Source organism: Bradyrhizobium sp. 4 (genome assembly GCF_023100905.1).
Classification (GTDB): Bacteria; Pseudomonadota; Alphaproteobacteria; order Rhizobiales; family Xanthobacteraceae; genus Bradyrhizobium.
This window is the reverse complement of sequence record NZ_CP064686.1, coordinates 4,767,570-4,785,905: the sequence shown is the minus strand read 5'-3', so window position 1 is coordinate 4,785,905 and position 18,336 is coordinate 4,767,570. Positions and strand designations below refer to the sequence as shown.

The 18,336-nt window shown below is 62.4% G+C and carries 15 protein-coding genes; 14 read left to right on the top strand and 1 reads right to left on the bottom strand.

The features are described from left to right. Positions 1-108: 108 nt before the first annotated feature. The 3 genes from rpoC (at position 109) to IVB45_RS22670 (ending at position 8,710) form a co-directional block, all read left to right on the top strand. Entirely contained in the window at positions 109-4,305 is a 4,197-nt protein-coding gene (gene rpoC / locus IVB45_RS22680; protein WP_247361929.1) for a DNA-directed RNA polymerase subunit beta', read from the top strand. Between the two features lie 191 nt (positions 4,306-4,496). Continuing rightward, the gene (locus tag IVB45_RS22675; protein WP_247361927.1) at positions 4,497-6,557 is read left to right on the top strand and encodes an FAD-dependent oxidoreductase; all 2,061 of its coding nucleotides are present in this window, start codon (positions 4,497-4,499) and stop codon (positions 6,555-6,557) included. Positions 6,558-6,688: 131 nt separating this feature from the next. Continuing rightward, entirely contained in the window at positions 6,689-8,710 is a 2,022-nt protein-coding gene (locus tag IVB45_RS22670; protein ID WP_027567492.1) for an ABC transporter ATP-binding protein, read from the top strand. On the opposite strand, the gene IVB45_RS22665 is transcribed toward IVB45_RS22670, so the two are convergent. Beyond that, positions 8,638-9,876, bottom strand: coding sequence for an NAD(P)/FAD-dependent oxidoreductase (locus tag IVB45_RS22665; protein WP_247361924.1), 1,239 nt, complete (start codon positions 9,874-9,876; stop codon positions 8,638-8,640). The two genes, IVB45_RS22670 and IVB45_RS22665, sit on opposite strands and share 73 nt — an antisense overlap. A gap of 640 nt (positions 9,877-10,516) precedes the next feature. On the opposite strand from IVB45_RS22665, the gene rpsL reads away from it, so the two are divergent. The 11 genes from rpsL to rplV all read left to right on the top strand — a co-directional run bounded on the left by rpsL (position 10,517) and on the right by rplV (position 18,321). Beyond that, a complete protein-coding gene (gene rpsL / locus IVB45_RS22660) occupies positions 10,517-10,888 on the top strand; it encodes a 30S ribosomal protein S12 (protein WP_007603006.1) in 372 nt (123 codons plus the stop codon). A gap of 15 nt (positions 10,889-10,903) precedes the next feature. Beyond that, positions 10,904-11,374, top strand: a complete 471-nt coding sequence (rpsG, locus tag IVB45_RS22655; RefSeq protein ID WP_007603009.1) for a 30S ribosomal protein S7 — start codon at positions 10,904-10,906, stop codon at positions 11,372-11,374. A 30-nt stretch (positions 11,375-11,404) separates the two neighbouring features. Next, the gene (gene fusA, locus IVB45_RS22650; protein WP_027518591.1) at positions 11,405-13,477 is read left to right on the top strand and encodes an elongation factor G; all 2,073 of its coding nucleotides are present in this window, start codon (positions 11,405-11,407) and stop codon (positions 13,475-13,477) included. Between the two features lie 40 nt (positions 13,478-13,517). After that, entirely contained in the window at positions 13,518-14,708 is a 1,191-nt protein-coding gene (gene tuf / locus IVB45_RS22645; RefSeq protein WP_018456453.1) for an elongation factor Tu, read from the top strand. A gap of 82 nt (positions 14,709-14,790) precedes the next feature. Beyond that, on the top strand, positions 14,791-15,099 hold the full coding sequence (rpsJ, locus tag IVB45_RS22640; protein ID WP_002712302.1) for a 30S ribosomal protein S10: 309 nt from the start codon (positions 14,791-14,793) through the stop codon (positions 15,097-15,099). Between the two features lie 53 nt (positions 15,100-15,152). Then, positions 15,153-15,866: a 50S ribosomal protein L3 gene (gene rplC, locus IVB45_RS22635; protein ID WP_007603016.1), complete on the top strand. Its 714-nt coding sequence runs from the start codon at positions 15,153-15,155 to the stop codon at positions 15,864-15,866. A 1-nt stretch (position 15,867) separates the two neighbouring features. Then, positions 15,868-16,488, top strand: coding sequence for a 50S ribosomal protein L4 (gene rplD / locus IVB45_RS22630; RefSeq protein WP_007603018.1), 621 nt, complete (start codon positions 15,868-15,870; stop codon positions 16,486-16,488). Further along, on the top strand, positions 16,485-16,787 hold the full coding sequence (locus IVB45_RS22625; RefSeq protein ID WP_007603019.1) for a 50S ribosomal protein L23: 303 nt from the start codon (positions 16,485-16,487) through the stop codon (positions 16,785-16,787). The genes rplD and IVB45_RS22625 overlap by 4 nt, the downstream gene beginning before the upstream one ends. Before the next feature lie 12 nt (positions 16,788-16,799). Beyond that, the gene (rplB, locus tag IVB45_RS22620; protein WP_007603020.1) at positions 16,800-17,633 is read left to right on the top strand and encodes a 50S ribosomal protein L2; all 834 of its coding nucleotides are present in this window, start codon (positions 16,800-16,802) and stop codon (positions 17,631-17,633) included. Positions 17,634-17,645: 12 nt separating this feature from the next. Beyond that, positions 17,646-17,924: a 30S ribosomal protein S19 gene (gene rpsS / locus IVB45_RS22615; protein ID WP_007603021.1), complete on the top strand. Its 279-nt coding sequence runs from the start codon at positions 17,646-17,648 to the stop codon at positions 17,922-17,924. A 10-nt stretch (positions 17,925-17,934) separates the two neighbouring features. Continuing rightward, positions 17,935-18,321: a 50S ribosomal protein L22 gene (gene rplV, locus IVB45_RS22610; protein WP_007603022.1), complete on the top strand. Its 387-nt coding sequence runs from the start codon at positions 17,935-17,937 to the stop codon at positions 18,319-18,321. Positions 18,322-18,336: the final 15 nt, after the last annotated feature.

Genomic DNA, 18,336 nt, shown 5'->3' with positions numbered 1-18,336 from the left:
TGAATGGCCGGGCATCGGCGCCCAGTCCTCGAATCGCGAGGGCAGGGCGCCCCGCATAGTGATTTTCGAATTTGCTGCCGGAGGCGACCGGCACGCGAGGAGAAGACGATGAACCAAGAAATTATGAATCTCTTTAATCCGACGACGCCGGCTCAGGTCTTCGACCAGATCCGGATCTCGATCGCGAGCCCCGAGAAGATTCTGTCCTGGTCGTACGGCGAGATCAAGAAGCCGGAAACCATCAACTACCGTACCTTCAAGCCCGAGCGCGACGGCCTGTTCTGCGCCCGCATCTTCGGGCCGATCAAGGACTACGAGTGCTTGTGCGGCAAGTACAAGCGCATGAAGTACAAGGGCATCATCTGCGAGAAGTGCTCGGTCGAGGTCACGCTGTCGCGCGTTCGGCGCGAGCGCATGGGCCATATCGAGCTCGCGGCCCCCGTCGCCCACATCTGGTTCCTGAAGTCGCTGCCCTCGCGCATCGGCCTCCTGCTCGACATGACGCTGAAGGATCTCGAGCGGATCCTCTACTTCGAATATTACGTCGTGCTCGAGCCGGGCCTCACCGCGCTGAAGGACCGTCAGCTCTTGTCGGAAGACGAGTATCTGAAGGCGCAGGACGAATACGGCCAGGATTCCTTCACCGCCATGATCGGCGCGGAAGCGATCCGCGAGCTGCTCAAGGGCATGGATCTCGAGAAGCTCGAGCTGACCTTGCGCGCGGAGATGCAGGAGACCGACTCCGACATCAAGCACAAGAAGCTCGCCAAGCGCCTGAAGATCGTGGAAGCGTTCCGCCACTCCGGCAACAAGCCGGAATGGATGATCATGACCGTGGTCCCGGTGATTCCGCCGGACCTGCGTCCGCTGGTGCCGCTGGACGGCGGCCGCTTCGCGACCTCGGACCTCAACGATCTCTACCGCCGCGTCATCAACCGCAACAACCGCTTGAAGCGGCTGATGGAGCTGCGCGCGCCGGACATCATCATCCGCAACGAGAAGCGCATGCTTCAGGAGGCCGTCGACGCGCTGTTCGACAACGGCCGCCGTGGCCGCGTCATCACCGGTGCCAACAAGCGTCCGCTGAAGTCGCTCGCCGACATGCTCAAGGGCAAGCAGGGCCGGTTCCGTCAGAACCTGCTCGGCAAGCGCGTCGACTATTCGGGCCGTTCCGTGATCGTGGTCGGTCCCGAGCTGCGCCTGCATCAGTGCGGCCTGCCGAAGAAGATGGCGCTCGAGCTGTTCAAGCCGTTCATCTACTCGCGGCTTGACGCCAAGGGCCTGTCCACCACCGTGAAGCAGGCGAAGAAGCTGGTCGAGAAGGAGCGGCCCGAGGTCTGGGACATCCTGGACGAGGTCATCCGCGAGCATCCCGTGCTGCTCAACCGCGCACCGACGCTGCATCGCCTCGGCATCCAGGCGTTCGAGCCCGTGCTGATCGAGGGCAAGGCGATCCAGCTCCACCCGCTGGTCTGCGCCGCGTTCAACGCCGACTTCGACGGCGACCAGATGGCCGTGCACGTCCCGCTGTCGCTGGAAGCGCAGCTGGAAGCGCGCGTCCTGATGATGTCGACCAACAACATCCTGCATCCGGCGAACGGCCAGCCGATCATCGTGCCGTCGCAGGACATCGTGCTCGGTCTCTACTACGTCTCCATCATGCGCGAAGGCCTGCCCGGCGAGGGCAAGATCTTCGGCGAGATGGCGGAGCTCGAGCACGCGCTGCACGCGAAGGTCATCCACCTCCACACCAAGATCAAGTACCGGTGGGAAGGCATCGACGATACCGGCAAGATCTCCAAGCGCTGGATCGAGACCACCGCTGGCCGTGTCATGCTGGGCAATTTGCTGCCGAAGAACCCGCGTGTTCCGTACGAGATCATCAACAAGCTGATGACCAAGCGCGAGATCTCCGGCGTCATCGACCAGGTCTACCGCCACTGCGGTCAGAAGGAGACGGTGATCTTCTGCGACCGCATCATGGCGCTCGGCTTCTACAACGCGTTCAAGGCCGGCATCTCGTTCGGCAAGGACGACATGGTCGTGCCGCACTCCAAGTGGAAGATCGTCGACACCACCCGTACGCTGGCGAAGGATTTCGAGCAGCAGTACAACGACGGTCTGATCACCCATGGCGAGAAGTACAACAAGGTCGTCGACGCCTGGTCGAAGGCCACGGAAGAAATCGCCAAGGCGATGATGAAGGAGATCTCCTCGACCAAGAAGACGGCGAGCGGGGCGGATGCCGACATCAACTCGATCTACATGATGGCTCACTCCGGTGCCCGCGGTTCGCCGGCCCAGATGCGCCAGCTCGCCGGCATGCGCGGCCTGATGGCCAAGCCGTCTGGCGAGATCATCGAGACGCCGATCATCTCGAACTTCAAGGAAGGCCTCTCGGTGCTCGAGTACTTCAACTCGACCCACGGCGCCCGCAAGGGCCTCGCGGACACCGCGTTGAAGACCGCGAACTCCGGCTACCTGACCCGTCGTCTGGTCGACGTCGCGCAGGATTGCATCATCACGCAGGACGATTGCGGCACCAAGCTCGGCATCAAGATGCGCGCCATCGTCGATGCCGGCACCGTGGTCGCTTCGCTCGGCTCGCGCATCCTCGGACGCACGGCCTGCGAAGACGTGCGTGACAGCACGGGCAAGGTGATCTTCAAGCGCGGTACGCTGATGGAAGAGAGCCATCTGGATGCCATCCATCAGGGCGGCGTCCAGGAGGTGAAGATCCGCTCGGCGCTGACCTGCGAGCTCGTCAACGGCATCTGCGGCAAGTGCTACGGCCGCGATCTCGCTCGCGGCACGCCGGTCAACCACGGCGAAGCGGTCGGCGTCATCGCGGCGCAGTCGATCGGCGAGCCTGGCACCCAGCTCACCATGCGCACCTTCCACATCGGCGGTGCGGCGCAGCTGAACGAGCAATCTTTCGTCGAATCCAACTTCGACGGCAAGATCGTGATCAGGAACAAGGCCATCGCCCGCAACAGCGACGGCCACCTGGTCGCGATGGTTCGCAACATGGTGATCGCGATCGTCGATGCCGACGGCACCGAGCGTGCGACGCACCGTATTCAGTACGGTTCGCGCCTGCACGTCGACGAAGGCGATACGGTCAAGCGCGGCCAGCGCATCGTAGAGTGGGATCCCTACTCCCGTCCGCTCCTCACCGAGGTCGAAGGTACCATCGGCTTCGAGGATCTGGTCGAGGGGCAGTCGATCTCGGAAACGCTCGACGAGGCCACCGGTATTGCCAAGCGCGTGGTCATCGACTGGCGCTCGATGCGCGGCGGCGGGGACCTGCGTCCCGCCATCGTGATCAAGGGCAAGGACGGCAAGGTGCTCAAGCTCGCCCGTGGCGGCGATGCCCGCTACATGCTGTCGGTCGATGCCATTCTGTCGGTCGATGTCGGCGCCAAGGTCCAGGCGGGCGACATTCTCGCCCGTGTCTCGACCGAAAGCGCCAAGACGCGCGACATCACCGGCGGTCTGCCGCGGGTGGCGGAACTGTTCGAGGCTCGGCGTCCGAAGGATGCGGCGATCATCGCCGAAATCGCGGGCACCATCCGGTTTGGGCGCGACTACAAGAACAAGCGTCGCATCTCGATCGAGCCGATGGACAAGACCGACGAGGCGCGCGAGTACCTGATCCCGAAGGGCAAGCACATCCACCTTCAGGACGGCGACATCGTCGAAAAGGGCGACTTCATCGTAGAAGGCAACCCGGCGCCGCACGACATTCTGGCGGTCAAGGGCATCGAGGAACTCGCAGCCTATCTGGTCAACGAGATCCAGGAGGTCTACCGGCTCCAGGGCGTGCTCATCAACGACAAGCATATCGAGGTGATCGTTCGTCAGATGCTCCAGAAGGTGGAAGTCACCGACCAGGGCGACACGGACATGATCTCGGGCGAGCAGATCGACAAGATCGAGTTCGACCAGATCAACGCGAAGGCCAAGGAAGAGGGCAAGAAGATCGCCACGGGGACGCCGGTTCTGCTCGGCATCACCAAGGCGAGCCTTCAGACCCGCTCCTTCTTCTCGGCGGCCTCGTTCCAGGAGACCACCCGCGTCCTTACGGAAGCGGCGGTCAACGGCAAGGTCGATCCGCTCGAAGGCCTCAAGGAGAACGTCATCGTGGGCCGGCTGATTCCGGCAGGCACCGGCGCCTCCATGGCGAAGATCCGCGAAGTCGCCGTGAAGCGCGACAAGATGATCCTCGACGAGCGCGAGAAGCAGGCGGCGGTCGTGCCGCCGGCGCCGGAAGTGGAGCCGATGGCGCTGCCACCTGCGGAATGATCGTTCATCCGTAGGAATACCGAGGACACTGAAAAGGCCGGCGAAAGCCGGCCTTTTTGCTGCTTTGTTTCCCTGTTGCGGTGCAGGATCAACCTTTGTTCATCTTTCCTTCAGGCGCAAAAGCGCTTCTGCTAGGAGAGCTTAGACCGGTGGTCCCGTGAAGGGGGCGGGCCGGAGACCACGGAATTCTCATGCTTGATCTCGCAATCGTAGGCGGCGGCCCCGGCGGCCTGATGAGCGCTTGGTATTTGAAGCGCAAGCTCGGCGATCTCTGCCGTGTCACCATCTACGAGGCATCCGACCGGCTCGGAGGCAAGATCGTCACGCGCAAATTCGATTCCGCGCCCGCGATGTACGAGGCCGGCGTTGCCGAGATCTACGACTACTCGATGACCGGGCCGGATCCGTTGCGCGAGTTGATCCAGCATTTCGGCCTGCAGACCATTCCGATGGATGCCGAGCAGGTGCAGTTCGGCGGCGAGCTCCTCAACGACGTCGCTGGCATGCGCCGTAAATACGGCGCCAAGACCGCGGCCGCGATCGAGGCGTTCCGTAAGCGCTGCGCCGAGACGATGACGCCGATCGAGTATTACGAGGGCGTCGGCGCGCACGACAACGAGAACCCCTGGGCCTACAAGACCGCCGAACAGGTGCTCGACGAGGAGGTCGAGGACGAGACCGCAAAGCGATTCTTCAAGGTGATGGCGCGCTCGGACCTCGCGACCGAGAGCCACAACACCAACGGGCTCAACGCGCTCAAGAACTACCTGATGGATGTCGACGGCTATATCGGCCTCTATTCCATCCAGAACGGCAACGAGCAGCTCATCGAGTGCCTCCAGTCCGAGGTCAATGCCGACATCCAGCTCAATCACCGCGTCCTCACGGTCGGCAAGGCGCCGACCGGCCGCTATCAGCTCAAGATGATGAACGGTAAGGGGCCGGAGACGCGCGACTTCGACCTTGTGCTGGTCTGCTTGCCGCATTCCTGGCTCGGGACCGTCGGCTGGGAGGGCGAACAGCTCCGCAAGTCGATGGTCAAGCACGTCTCGTACTTCGACCGTCCCGCGCACTATTTGCGCGTCTCGATCCTGTTCGACAGGCCGTTCTGGGGCGACAAGATCGCCGGCGCCTGGTTCATGTCGGAAGCCTTTGGCGGTTGCTGCGTCTACAACGAGGGCGCGCGCCATGATGTGGGCAAGCACGGCGTACTGAACTGGCTGATTCCGGGCTCCGACGCGCTGGCCTTTGCGAATCTCTCCGACCAGGAGCTGATCGATGCCGCGCTGAAATCGCTGCCGGCATCGCTCGGCGATGCGCGCGCCCATTTCATGGAAGGCAAGATCCACCGCTGGCTGTCGTCGGTGAACGCGATTCCGGGCGGCTTGCCCGTGCGCGATGTCATGACCAATCACCGGCCGGAGCCGAAGGAACATCCCGGAATCGTGGTGGTCGGCGACTATCTGTTCGACTCGACGCTGAACGGCCTGCTCGATTCCTCGGACGCGGCGACCGACATCATCTTGACCGAAATGATGCGCCTGCGCCGCGAGCGTTCGCAGGACGACAAGCCGCTCTCGAACAAGATCGATCGCGACTATTTCGACAATTACCGCGGCCAGGGTCCCTACAGCGAAGCGTGGCAACACTTCACCGATCCCGACTATCTCACAAAACTGATCGGCATTGTCTGGGGCAAGGCCAAAGGCACGAAGCTCTTGATCGCGGGCTCGGCCAGCGGCGAGCTTGTCGGCGCGTTGCGCGATCGCGGCATCGATGCCTGGGGCATCGAGAACAACCGCACCATTCACGCCAGAACGCCGAAGGCGCTGAAGAAGTACAACAAGCTCGGTTCGATCACCGACATGCCATTCAAGGACGGTGCGTTCGACTTCGTGTTCGAGACCAGCCTCTGCCACATTTCCCCAAGACAGGTGGTCCGTGCGATCAGGGAGTTGAACCGTGTGGTCAAGACCGGGCTCGTGTTCGGCTCGGTCACCTCGGACATGGCGCCGGCACTGATCGACCGCTACGACCTCCTGCGTGGGGTCAAGAAGCTCGGCACCTGGTGGGAATGGTCCGAACTGTTCTTCGGCAACGGCTTCGAGCTGTCGATGCACCGTAAGGACTGCACGGACGCGCTCTGGGAGACGACGCTCGCCGCCAACAAGGGGCCGGGCCAGTGGTACGCCGACGCCGATTCCCTGCGCTATTCCTTTTTCGACAAGGTCGAGGACGAGGAAGACGACTAGCCGCCTGAACGGGCGCCTTCGCCAATTGTTTTGCCGAATTCATCCTGATCGCATAGAATCGATGCAATAGCGGTTTCCGCTATTTCCTGCTTTCTCCGCGGTCATGCCGGCCGTCAGCATCGGTTGGTTTCATGGCGTCCAAGCCCCTCCCGCCCGACAAACAGAAGCTCGCCGCGGAAGAGGCGGCCGAGCTCGACGAGAAGCTCGTCCCTACCGCCAAGCCGGACCTCGAAGACGACGAGGACGATGAGGACGAGGAGGATGACGGACTGGAGCTCGATGACGATGATGAGGACGAGGACCTCGTCGTCTTTACCGCGCGCGAGGCCGCCGGCGCGCTCGCGACCATCCTGGGCTTCGTCAAGCCGTTCCTGGTCAACTACAAGCAGATGCTGTCGTTCGTGGCGTTCGGCGTCTTCGTCGAGACGCTCTTCAACGTCATCATGCCGCTCAGCCTGAAGTACCTGATCGACGACGCGCTCGGCGAGGAGGATTTCCAGGCGCTGTACAAGATCCTCGGCGTGCTCGCGGTCGCGGGCATCTTCACCTCGATCGTCGCGGTCTGGTACGAGCGCTGGGATGCGAGGCTCGCGGCGTGCATCATCTCCGACGTCCGCAAACGGCTGTTCGAGCACGTCCAGGACCTGCCGGCGGCCTATTTCGGTCGCACCAAGCGCGGCGAGATCCTGTCGCGCTTCTCCGTCGACCTCGCGGCCTTCGAGGGCTCGGTCAAGACCTTCGCCAACAGCGCGGCGTTGCCGTTCCTGGAATTGATCGCGGGCATCATCCTGATGGTGTTCCTGAACTGGCAGCTCGCGGCGGTTGCGCTGCTGGTGTTCCCGATCACGCTGATCGGTCCCCGCATGCTCACACCGAAGGCTGTTCAGGCGAATTACGAGCAGAAGCTCAATGAGTCCGCGCTGCTCGGCATGGTGCAGGAGAACGTGGCGGCGCAGGCCGTGATCAAGGCGTTCAGCCTGCAACGCCGGATGTTCGGGTTCTTCAAATTCCGCAACGACGAGACGCGAAACAAGATGGCCTCGGCGGCGTTCCTGTCGACCATGGTGGAGCGGACGGTCACCATCTCGGTGCTGCTCCTGCATCTCGTCGTGCTCGCGATCGGCGCATATCTGGCGACCAAGGGGCAGATCACCATCGGCACCTTCGTCACCTTCGAGAGTGCGTTCTGGGAGGTGTCCTACAACATCGCCCATGTGATGCATTTCATCCCCGTGTCGATCTCCTCGGCAGCCGCGATTCGTCACATGCAGGAGCTGCTCGACGAGCCCACGCGCAGCGCCGATCGTGCCGGCGCGCCCGATCTGCCGCGCATCACCAACGACATCACCTTCGACCACGTGACCTTCCAGTACGAAGGCAGCCAGACGCCGGTGCTGGACAATCTCAGTCTCAAGCTCAGTGTCGGCAAGCGCATTGCCATCGTCGGTCCCTCGGGCTCCGGCAAGAGCACGCTGCTGAATCTGATCCTGCGGCTCTATGTGCCTGACGAGGGGCGCGTCACCATCGACGGCGTCGACGTCCGCAAGGTGACGCTGGATTCGCTGCGCCGGAGCATGGCGGTGGTGTTCCAGGAGAACATGCTGTTCAACATGTCGATCCGAGAGAACATCCGGCTCGGCAAGGAGGGCGCGACCGACGAGGAAGTGGAGGAGGCGGCCAAGAAGGCCGAGATCCACCGCTACATCATGAGCCTGCCGCAGCGATACGATACGCCGGTGGGCGAGCGCGGCGATACCTTGTCGGGCGGCCAGCGCCAGCGCATCGCGATCGCGCGCGCGGTCATCCGTAATCCTTCCGTGCTACTGCTGGACGAAGCCACGTCGGCGCTCGACCAGACCACGGAAGCTGCGATCAACCGCACGCTGCTGAAGGTTGCCAAGGGCCGCACCATGATCTGGTCGACCCACCGCCTGACCTCGGTGGTCGAGATGGACGAGATCATCGTGATTTCAGGAGGCAGGGCGATCGAGCGCGGCTCGCATGCGGAACTGCTCGCCAGGAACGGCACCTATCGCAAGCTGTGGAACGACCAGATCCACCAACCTCATGGCGCGCCGGCTCACGTCGACGAGGACAGCGACGATGACGACGAGGATGAAGACGATCTCGACGAGGACGATGAGGAGGAGTGACCGAGGAAGTTCGGCTCCAGATCGAAGGCTCCTCCAAGCGGCCGCAATAGCCCCTGAACCGACCAGGCAATGAAGCGTGCCCAGCGCTGCGCCGTCCAATAGGGGCTCGTCGCAATCGAGACTGAGCGGAAGTCGAAGGCCTTCGCCGCCGACCAATCGTCGCACGCCCGCTTGACCGGATCTGCGTAGAAGGTGGCGATCTTGCTTGTATCCATCCCGTCGGAGGCCAGCCATCGCGGGATGTAGAGGTTGCAGAGCCGCTCGACGTCGGTGAAGACCTTGTCGCAGCCGGTGCCGGCGGCAGGGCAGGAGGTCGAGAAGGCATCGCCCACCAGCACGAGGCCGGGTAGGCCGCTGGCATCGTTCACATAGAGATCGACCGGGCGGATTTTCAGTTCACCGGGAATGTCGAATGGTCCGGTGATGCGCTTGAGTCGTGGCAGCGCGGCGTTCAGCGTCTCGGCGGGCGCGCGGCGCAGCTCAAGCAGCCAGGGATCGTCGAAGCTGCGGTAGACGAACAGATTGGCGCGCATCCGCGTCTCGATCGGGAAAAGCGTGAGGTAGGGGATGCGGTCGCTCGGCCGTTCCGAGAAATAGGTCAACGCCGGGAAGTCGAAGGAGTCCCGTCCCGCGGGCACCACGTCGAACCCGATCGAAATCGAATGGCAGGCACTGACGATCTTTCGGGCGATTCCCAGCTGGTGGCGCAGGCCGACATTGAGGCCGTTGGCGAGCACGACCAACCGGGCGGAGATCATCTCGTCGTTGGAGAGGGTGACCCTCTGCCGCTCCGCGCTTGTCTCGACCAAGATGGCCTTGGCGCAGATGCGCTCGACGCCGGCAGGAATTTCGTCGCGAACAGCGTTGACGAGGGAATCGTAGAGGATGTTGAACTGCCGGCTTGGCGCCTTGTCGAGAAGGTGGCCGAAGCGGGCGATCCAGTTCTCACCCACAAAGGTCGCGCGGCGCAGCACCGATTCGGCGATTCCCGTCTGCAGGAATCGCCCGACCTGCACGTGACCGCTGAGTTTTTCGACACGAAAGTCCGCCGAATAGCTCTCATGCGGATCGATCAGAATGGTCGAAATGCCGCTACGGCCGAGCATCGCGGCGGCGGTTGAGCCGGACAATCCCCCGCCGATAATGGCAATGTCGGTGTACCGCATGGTGCTAATCTCTGCCCAAGGCGGCACATTGGCGCTCCAACCGGAAAGAAAGCCTTAGCCAAAGGTTACAAAAGTATATTTAACCCGGGTATAAATTGGTTTCGAGGTGGCGGAACGCGCTCTTCGTTTCCATCTCGCGAACGTGCAGCGAGCGGCCCGTGAAGCGATTTCAGCAGGCGCGGGAAGCGCTTCTGACTGACGTTTCGCCTTGACTTGACCGACTCCCACTTATAGAACCCCCTCACTTAACGACAGGCGGTGAGCATCGCCAACGTCGGAACGGGCCACCTGTTTGATCCCCTGGGATCGCCAAGACAGGCACCAACCTCGACGAATGCCGCTCAAACGCTGTCGATCATAGCTAGGCAATGCCAGTGCGATTTTAGTTCTCTTGAGCATGTTCTCTCGAGATCGAATTCGGATGCATGACCTCGGTGCGCGGGCCGCAGCTTCAAGCTGGCCGGTTCAACTACTGCGGTCCTCTGTGGCGTCGAAGCGCTTTCCGCCCGTTGATGGGTGGTTGGCGCGATTTCGCTTTGTGCGGATTGTTCCGCGCAAGGCGGCCTCGTCGGGCGGGTAGCTCGAAAGAATTTGCGGACCCGGTGACGGGCCGCGGCAGAACACAAAGGGTAATGCCAGGATGCCGACGATCAACCAGCTGATCGCTCAACCGCGGGAAGTGCAGAAGTCGCGCAAGAAGGTGCCGGCACTGCAGCAGTCGCCGCAGAAGCGCGGTGTTTGCACGCGCGTTTACACCACGACCCCGAAGAAGCCGAACTCGGCGCTTCGTAAGGTTGCCAAGGTGCGCCTGACCAACGGCTTCGAGGTGATCGGCTACATCCCCGGTGAGGGCCATAACCTCCAGGAGCACTCGGTGGTCATGATCCGCGGCGGTCGCGTCAAGGACTTGCCCGGCGTGCGCTACCACATCCTCCGCGGCGTTCTGGATACCCAGGGCGTCAAGAACCGTAAGCAGCGCCGTTCGAAGTACGGCGCCAAGCGTCCGAAGTAAGCGGGAACCAGGTCCATGTCTCGTCGCCATTCTGCCGAAAAGCGCGAAGTCCTTCCCGATCCGAAGTTCGGGAACATCATCGTCACGAAGTTCATGAATTCGGTGATGTACGCCGGAAAGAAGTCTGTCGCCGAAGGCATCGTCTACGGCGCGTTCGGCCTCATCGAAAGCAAGACCAAGCAGAACCCGCTCGGCGTGTTCGAGCAGGCACTCGAGAACGTCATGCCGACGATCGAAGTGCGCTCCCGCCGCGTCGGTGGCGCGACCTATCAGGTTCCGGTCGAAGTTCGCTCGGTGCGCCGTCAGGCGCTGGGCATTCGCTGGCTGATTTCGGCTGCGCGCGATCGCAACGAGAAGACGATGACCGAGCGGCTCTCTGCGGAGCTCCTGGACGCGTCGAACAACCGGGGTAACGCCGTCAAGAAGCGCGAAGACGTGCACCGGATGGCGGAAGCCAACCGCGCCTTCTCGCACTATCGCTGGTAACGGCGACACACGGAATCTAAGGAACACTCCATGCCCCGCGTTCATGCCATAGAGAACTACCGTAACTTCGGTATCATGGCGCATATCGATGCCGGCAAGACCACGACCACCGAGCGCATCCTCTATTACACCGGCAAGAGCCACAAGATCGGCGAAGTGCACGAAGGTGCCGCGACGATGGACTGGATGGAGCAGGAGCAGGAGCGCGGCATTACGATTACGTCGGCCGCGACCACCGCGTTCTGGGAAGGCAAGCGTCTCAACATCATCGACACTCCCGGCCACGTCGACTTCACCATCGAAGTCGAGCGCAGCTTGCGCGTGCTCGACGGCGCCGTGTGCGTGCTCGACTCGAACCAGGGCGTCGAGCCCCAGACCGAGACGGTCTGGCGCCAGGGCGACAAGTACAAGGTTCCGCGCATCGTCTTCGCCAACAAGATGGATAAGACCGGCGCCGACTTCTACAAGTGCATGCAGGATATCGTCGATCGTCTCGGCGCGAAGCCGATCGCGATCCAGCTTCCGATCGGCTCCGAGAACAACTTCAAGGGCCTGGTCGATCTCGTTCGTATGAAGGGCGTGGTCTGGGAAGAAGAGAAGCTCGACGCCAAGTTCGTCGACATCGATATTCCCGAGGACATGGTCGAGAAGGCCAAGGAATATCGCGAGAAGCTGTTGGAAGCCGCCGTCGAGCTCGACGACGAAGTTCTCGCCGCTTACCTCGACGGCAAGGAGCCGGACGAGGCGACGTTGAAGCGCTTGATCCGCAAGGCCGTGCTGACTGGCGCATTCTTCCCGGTATTGTGCGGCTCGGCGTTCAAGAACAAGGGCGTGCAGCCTTTGCTCGACGCGGTCGTGGATTATCTGCCGTCGCCGGTTGACGTGCCCGCCATCAAGGGCGTCGACGAAGACGGCAACGAGGTCGTTCGCCTGCCGGACGACAAGGAGCCGCTGGCTCTGTTGGCCTTCAAGATCATGGACGACCCGTTCGTCGGCACCATCACCTTCTGCCGCATCTATTCCGGCACGCTGCTGTCGGGCACCGGCGTCATCAATTCGACGCGCGACCGCAAGGAGCGCATCGGCCGCATGTTGCTGATGCATGCGAACAACCGCGAAGACATCAAGGAAGCCTATGCCGGCGACATCGTCGCACTGGCTGGCCTGAAGGAAGCGCGCACCGGTGACACGTTGTGCGATCCCGACAAGGCGGTGATCCTCGAAAAGATGGAATTCCCCGAGCCGGTCATCGAGATCGCGATCGAACCCAAGTCCAAGGCCGACCAGGAAAAGCTCGGCGTGGCGCTGGCGAAGCTCGCTGCGGAGGATCCGTCCTTCCGCGTGTCGACCGACCAGGAGTCCGGCCAGACCATCCTCAAGGGAATGGGCGAACTCCATCTCGACATCAAGGTCGATATTCTCCGCCGCACCTACAAGGTCGATGCCAACATCGGCGCGCCGCAGGTGGCGTTCCGTGAGCGCGTCACCAAGAGGGCCGAAGTCAAGTACACCCACAAGAAGCAGACCGGCGGTACCGGTCAGTTCGCGGAAGTGTCGATCGTGGTCGAACCGAACGAGCCCGGCAAGGGTTACGAGTTCGAGTCCAAGATCGTCGGCGGTGCGGTTCCGAAGGAATACATCCCCGGCGTCGAAAAGGGCCTCAACAGCGTGATGGGCTCTGGTGTCGTCGCGGGCTTCCCCGTAGTCGACGTCAAGGTTCAGCTCGTCGACGGCAAGTATCACGACGTCGACTCGTCGGCGCTCGCCTTCGAAATCGCATCGCGTGCTGCATTCCGCGAAGCCTTGCAGAAGGGCAAGTCCGTCCTGCTCGAGCCGATCATGAAGGTCGAAGTGGTGACCCCGGAAGATTACACCGGCTCGGTCATCGGCGACCTGAATTCCCGGCGCGGTCAGATCCAGGGCCAGGACATGCGCGGCAACGCCAACGTCATCAACGCGATGGTGCCGCTCATGAACATGTTCGGTTACGTGAATAACCTGCGCTCGATGAGCCAGGGTCGCGCGACCTTTACCATGCAGTTCGACCACTACGCAGAAGCGCCGGCCAACGTGTCGGCAGAAGTCCAGAAGAAGTTTGCCTGATTGTCGTCGGTCTCGAACTGACGATTGAACGGAGAGTCAAATGGCCAAAGCAAAGTTTGAACGTAACAAGCCGCACTGCAACATCGGCACCATCGGTCACGTCGACCATGGCAAGACGTCGCTGACCGCGGCGATCACCAAGGTCCTCGCCGAAGCCGGCGGCGCGACGTTCACGGCGTACGACCAGATCGACAAGGCGCCGGAAGAGAAGGCGCGCGGTATCACGATCTCGACGGCGCACGTCGAATACGAGACCAAGAACCGCCACTACGCGCATGTCGACTGCCCCGGCCACGCCGACTACGTGAAGAACATGATCACCGGCGCCGCCCAGATGGACGGTGCGATCCTGGTCGTGTCGGCCGCTGACGGTCCGATGCCGCAGACCCGCGAGCACATCCTGCTCGCCCGCCAGGTCGGCGTTCCCGCGCTCGTCGTGTTCCTCAACAAGTGCGATATGGTCGACGATCCGGAACTGCTCGAGCTCGTCGAGCTCGAGGTTCGCGAGCTGCTCTCGAAGTACGAATTCCCGGGCGACACCATCCCGATCATCAAGGGCTCGGCGCTCGCCGCCCTCGAAGATTCCGACAAGACGCTCGGCCATGACGCGATCCTCGAGCTGATGAAGCAGGTCGACGCTTACATTCCGCAGCCGGAGCGTCCGGTCGACCTTCCGTTCCTGATGCCGGTTGAAGACGTGTTCTCGATCTCGGGCCGCGGCACCGTCGTGACCGGCCGTGTCGAGCGCGGTATCGTCAAGGTCGGCGAGGAAATCGAGATCGTCGGTCTGCGCGCCACGCAGAAGACCACGGTCACTGGCGTCGAAATGTTCCGCAAGCTGCTCGATCAGGGCCAGGCCGGCGACAACATCGGTGCGCTGCTTCGCGGTACCAAGCGCGAGGACGTCGAGCGCGGCCAGGTGCTGTGCAAGCCGGGTTCGGTCAAGCCGCACACCAAGTTCAAGGCTGAGGCTTACATCCTCACCAAGGAAGAGGGCGGCCGCCACACCCCGTTCTTCACCAACTACCGTCCGCAGTTCTACTTCCGCACCACCGACGTGACCGGTGTCGTGCATCTGCCGGAAGGCACCGAGATGGTGATGCCGGGCGACAACATCGCGATGGAAGTGCACCTGATCGTGCCGATCGCGATGGAAGAGAAGCTCCGCTTCGCGATCCGCGAAGGTGGTCGCACCGTCGGCGCCGGCGTCGTCGCCTCGATCATCGAGTAATTACGAGAATAGGGATCGGCGAATAGCGAATGTGACATTCGCTATTCGCTATTCGCCACCCCACTGAAGAAAGACCACGGCAATGAACGGCCAAAACATTCGTATCCGTCTCAAGGCATTCGACCATCGTATCCTCGATACGTCGACCCGCGAGATCGTGAACACGGCGAAGCGCACCGGCGCACAGGTTCGCGGACCCATTCCGCTGCCCACCCGCATCGAGAAGTTCACCGTCAACCGTTCGCCGCACGTGGACAAGAAGAGCCGCGAGCAGTTCGAGATGCGCACTCACAAGCGCCTGCTCGACATCGTCGATCCGACCCCGCAGACCGTCGATGCTTTGATGAAGCTCGACTTGGCCGCCGGTGTCGACGTCGAGATCAAGCTCTAAGATTTTTGGATCACGTTCGCCACTAGCGGACAGAAAGAACAGGAAGCACGCCGATGCGCTCCGGAGTGATCGCACAAAAGGTCGGGATGACGCGGGTCTTTACAGAGGCCGGCGAACATATCCCCGTGACCGTGCTGAAGCTCGGCAATTGCCAGGTCGTAGGCCACCGCACCGAAGAGAAAAACGGTTATGTCGCGCTCCAGCTTGGTTCTGGCAGCCGCAAGACCGTGTACATGCCCAAGGCGGAGCGCGGCCAGTTCGCGGTCGCCAAGGTCGAGCCGAAGCGGCAGGTCGAGGAATTCCGCGTCTCCGCGGATCAGATGATCCCCGTCGGTGCCGAGATCCTGGCCGACCACTTTGTCGTCGGTCAGTTCGTCGACGTCACCGGTACTTCGGTCGGTAAGGGTTTTGCCGGCGGCATGAAGCGCTGGAACTTCGGCGGTCTGCGCGCCACCCACGGCGTCTCGGTCTCGCACCGTTCGATCGGTTCGACCGGTGGCCGTCAGGACCCGGGCAAGACCTGGAAGAACAAGAAGATGCCCGGTCACATGGGCGTCGATCGCATCACCACGCTCAACCTTCGGGTCGTTCAGCTCGATGTCGAGCGCGGCCTGATCCTCGTCGAAGGCGCCGTTCCCGGTTCCAAGGGCGGCTGGATCCGCGTGCGCGACGCCGTCAAGAAGCCGCTGCCTAAGGAAGCTCCGAAGCCCGGCAAGTTCAAGGTTGCTGGCGAAGCGGACGCTGCTCCGGCTGCGCAGGAGGCGTGAGATGGAATTGAAGGTCACCACCCTCGAAGGTAAGGAAGCCGGCTCGGTCCAGCTTTCCGACACCATTTTCGGCCTCGAGCCGCGCCAGGACATCATTGCACGTTGCGTGCAGTGGCAGCTCAACAAGCGCCAGGCCGGCACGCACAAGGCCAAGGGCCGCGCCGAGATCTGGCGCACCGGCAAGAAGATGTACAAGCAGAAGGGCACCGGTGGTGCTCGTCACGGCTCGGCTCGCGTGCCGCAGTTCCGCGGCGGTGGCCGTGCCTTCGGTCCGGTGGTGCGTTCGCACGCCACCGACCTGCCGAAGAAGGTCCGTGCGCTCGCGCTCAAGCATGCGCTCTCGGCCAAGGCCAAGGACGGCGATCTCATCGTGATCGACAAGGCCGCGCTGGAAGCCGCCAAGACCAAGGCGCTGCTCGGTCATTTCTCCGGTCTGGGTTTGACCAACGCGCTGATCATCGACGGCGCCGAGCTCAACAATGGCTTCGCCGCTGCAGCCCGCAACATCCCGAACATGGACGTGCTGCCGATCCAGGGCATCAACGTCTATGACATCCTGCGCCGTCGGAAACTTGTTCTGACCAAGGCCGCCATCGATGCGCTGGAGGCGCGCTTCAAATGACGAAGAACATCGAGCCTCGCCACTACGACGTGATCCTGTCGCCGGTCGTGACCGAGAAGGCCACGATCGCCTCGGAGCACAACAAGGTGCTGTTCAAGGTGGCCGCGAAGGCGACCAAGCCGCAGATCAAGGAAGCGATCGAGAAGCTGTTCGACGTCAAGGTCAAGAGTGTCAACACGCTGGTCCGCAAGGGCAAGACCAAGATCTTCCGCGGCAACCTCGGCTCGCAGTCGAACTCCAAGCGCGCGATCGTGACTCTCGAAGAGGGTCACCGGATCGACGTGACCACCGGTCTGTAAGGTCGTACGACGATGGCACTGAAGACATTCAATCCCACGACGCCGGGCCAGCGCCAGCTGGTCATGGTCGATCGTTCGGCCCTCTACAAGGGCAAGCCGGTCAAGGCGCTCACCGAAGGCAAGCACTCCTCTGGCGGCCGCAACAACACCGGTCGCATCACGGTGCGCTTCCGCGGCGGCGGTCATAAGCGGACGTTGCGTACCGTCGATTTCAAGCGCGACAAGGTCGATGCGCCCGCGACGGTCGAGCGGTTGGAATATGATCCGAACCGCACCGCGTTCATCGCGCTGGTCAAGTACGAAGACGGCACCCAGGCCTATATCCTGGCGCCGCAGCGCCTGGCCGTCGGTGATTCCGTCGTCGCCGGCAACTACGTCGACGTGAAGCCGGGCAATGTCATGCCGCTCGGCAACATGCCGGTCGGCACGATCATCCACAACATCGAGGTCAAGATCGGGAAGGGCGGCCAGCTCGCCCGTTCCGCTGGCACCTACGCCCAGCTCGTCGGTCGCGACCAGGACTACGTGATCGTCCGCCTGAACTCGGGTGAACAGCGCCTGGTGCATGGCCGTTGCCGCGCCACGATTGGCGCGGTGTCGAACCCGGATCACATGAACACGTCGATCGGCAAGGCCGGCCGCAACCGTTGGCTGGGCCGCAAGCCGCATAACCGCGGCGTCTCGATGAACCCGATCGACCATCCGCACGGCGGTGGTGAAGGTCGTACCTCGGGCGGCCGCCACCCGGTTACTCCGTGGGGCAAGCCGACCAAGGGCAAGAAGACCCGCTCCAACAAGTCGACCAACAAATTCATTCTCCTAAGCCGCCACAAGCGGAAGAAGTAAGGAACGCCGGACATGGTTCGTTCAGTCTGGAAAGGCCCGTTCGTCGAGGGTTCTCTGCTCAAGAAGGCAGATGCCGCGCGCTCGTCCGGCCGTCACGACGTCATCAAGATCTGGAGCCGTCGCTCGACGATCCTGCCGCAGTTCGTCGGTCTGACTTTCGGCGTCTACAACGGTCAGAAGCACGTGCCGGTGGCCGTCAACGAGGAAATGGTCGGTCACAAGTTCGGCGAGTTCTCTCCGACCCGGACCTTCCATGGCCACTCCGGGGACAAGAAAGCCAAGAAGGCTTGAGGATTAAACGATGAGCAAACCTAAGCGCGAACGGAGCCTCGCCGAGAACGAGGCCAAGGCGGTCGCCCGGATGCTGCGGGTGAGCCCGCAGAAGCTCAACCTGGTCGCCCAGCTCATTCGCGGCCGGAAGGCGGCTGCTGCGCTCGCCGACCTGCAGTTTTCGCGCAAGCGGATCGCGGTTGACGTGAAGAAGTGCCTGGAATCGGCTATTGCCAACGCCGAGAACAACCACGACCTCGACGTCGACGATCTCGTCGTGGCGCAGGCCTTCGTCGGCAACGGCCTCGTGATGAAGCGCTTTGCCGCCCGCGGTCGTGGCCGTTCGGGCCGTGTCTACAAACCATTTTCACAGCTGACGATCATCGTTCGTCAGGTCGAAGCCGCAGCAGCGGCTTAAGGGACGCAGGAGAAC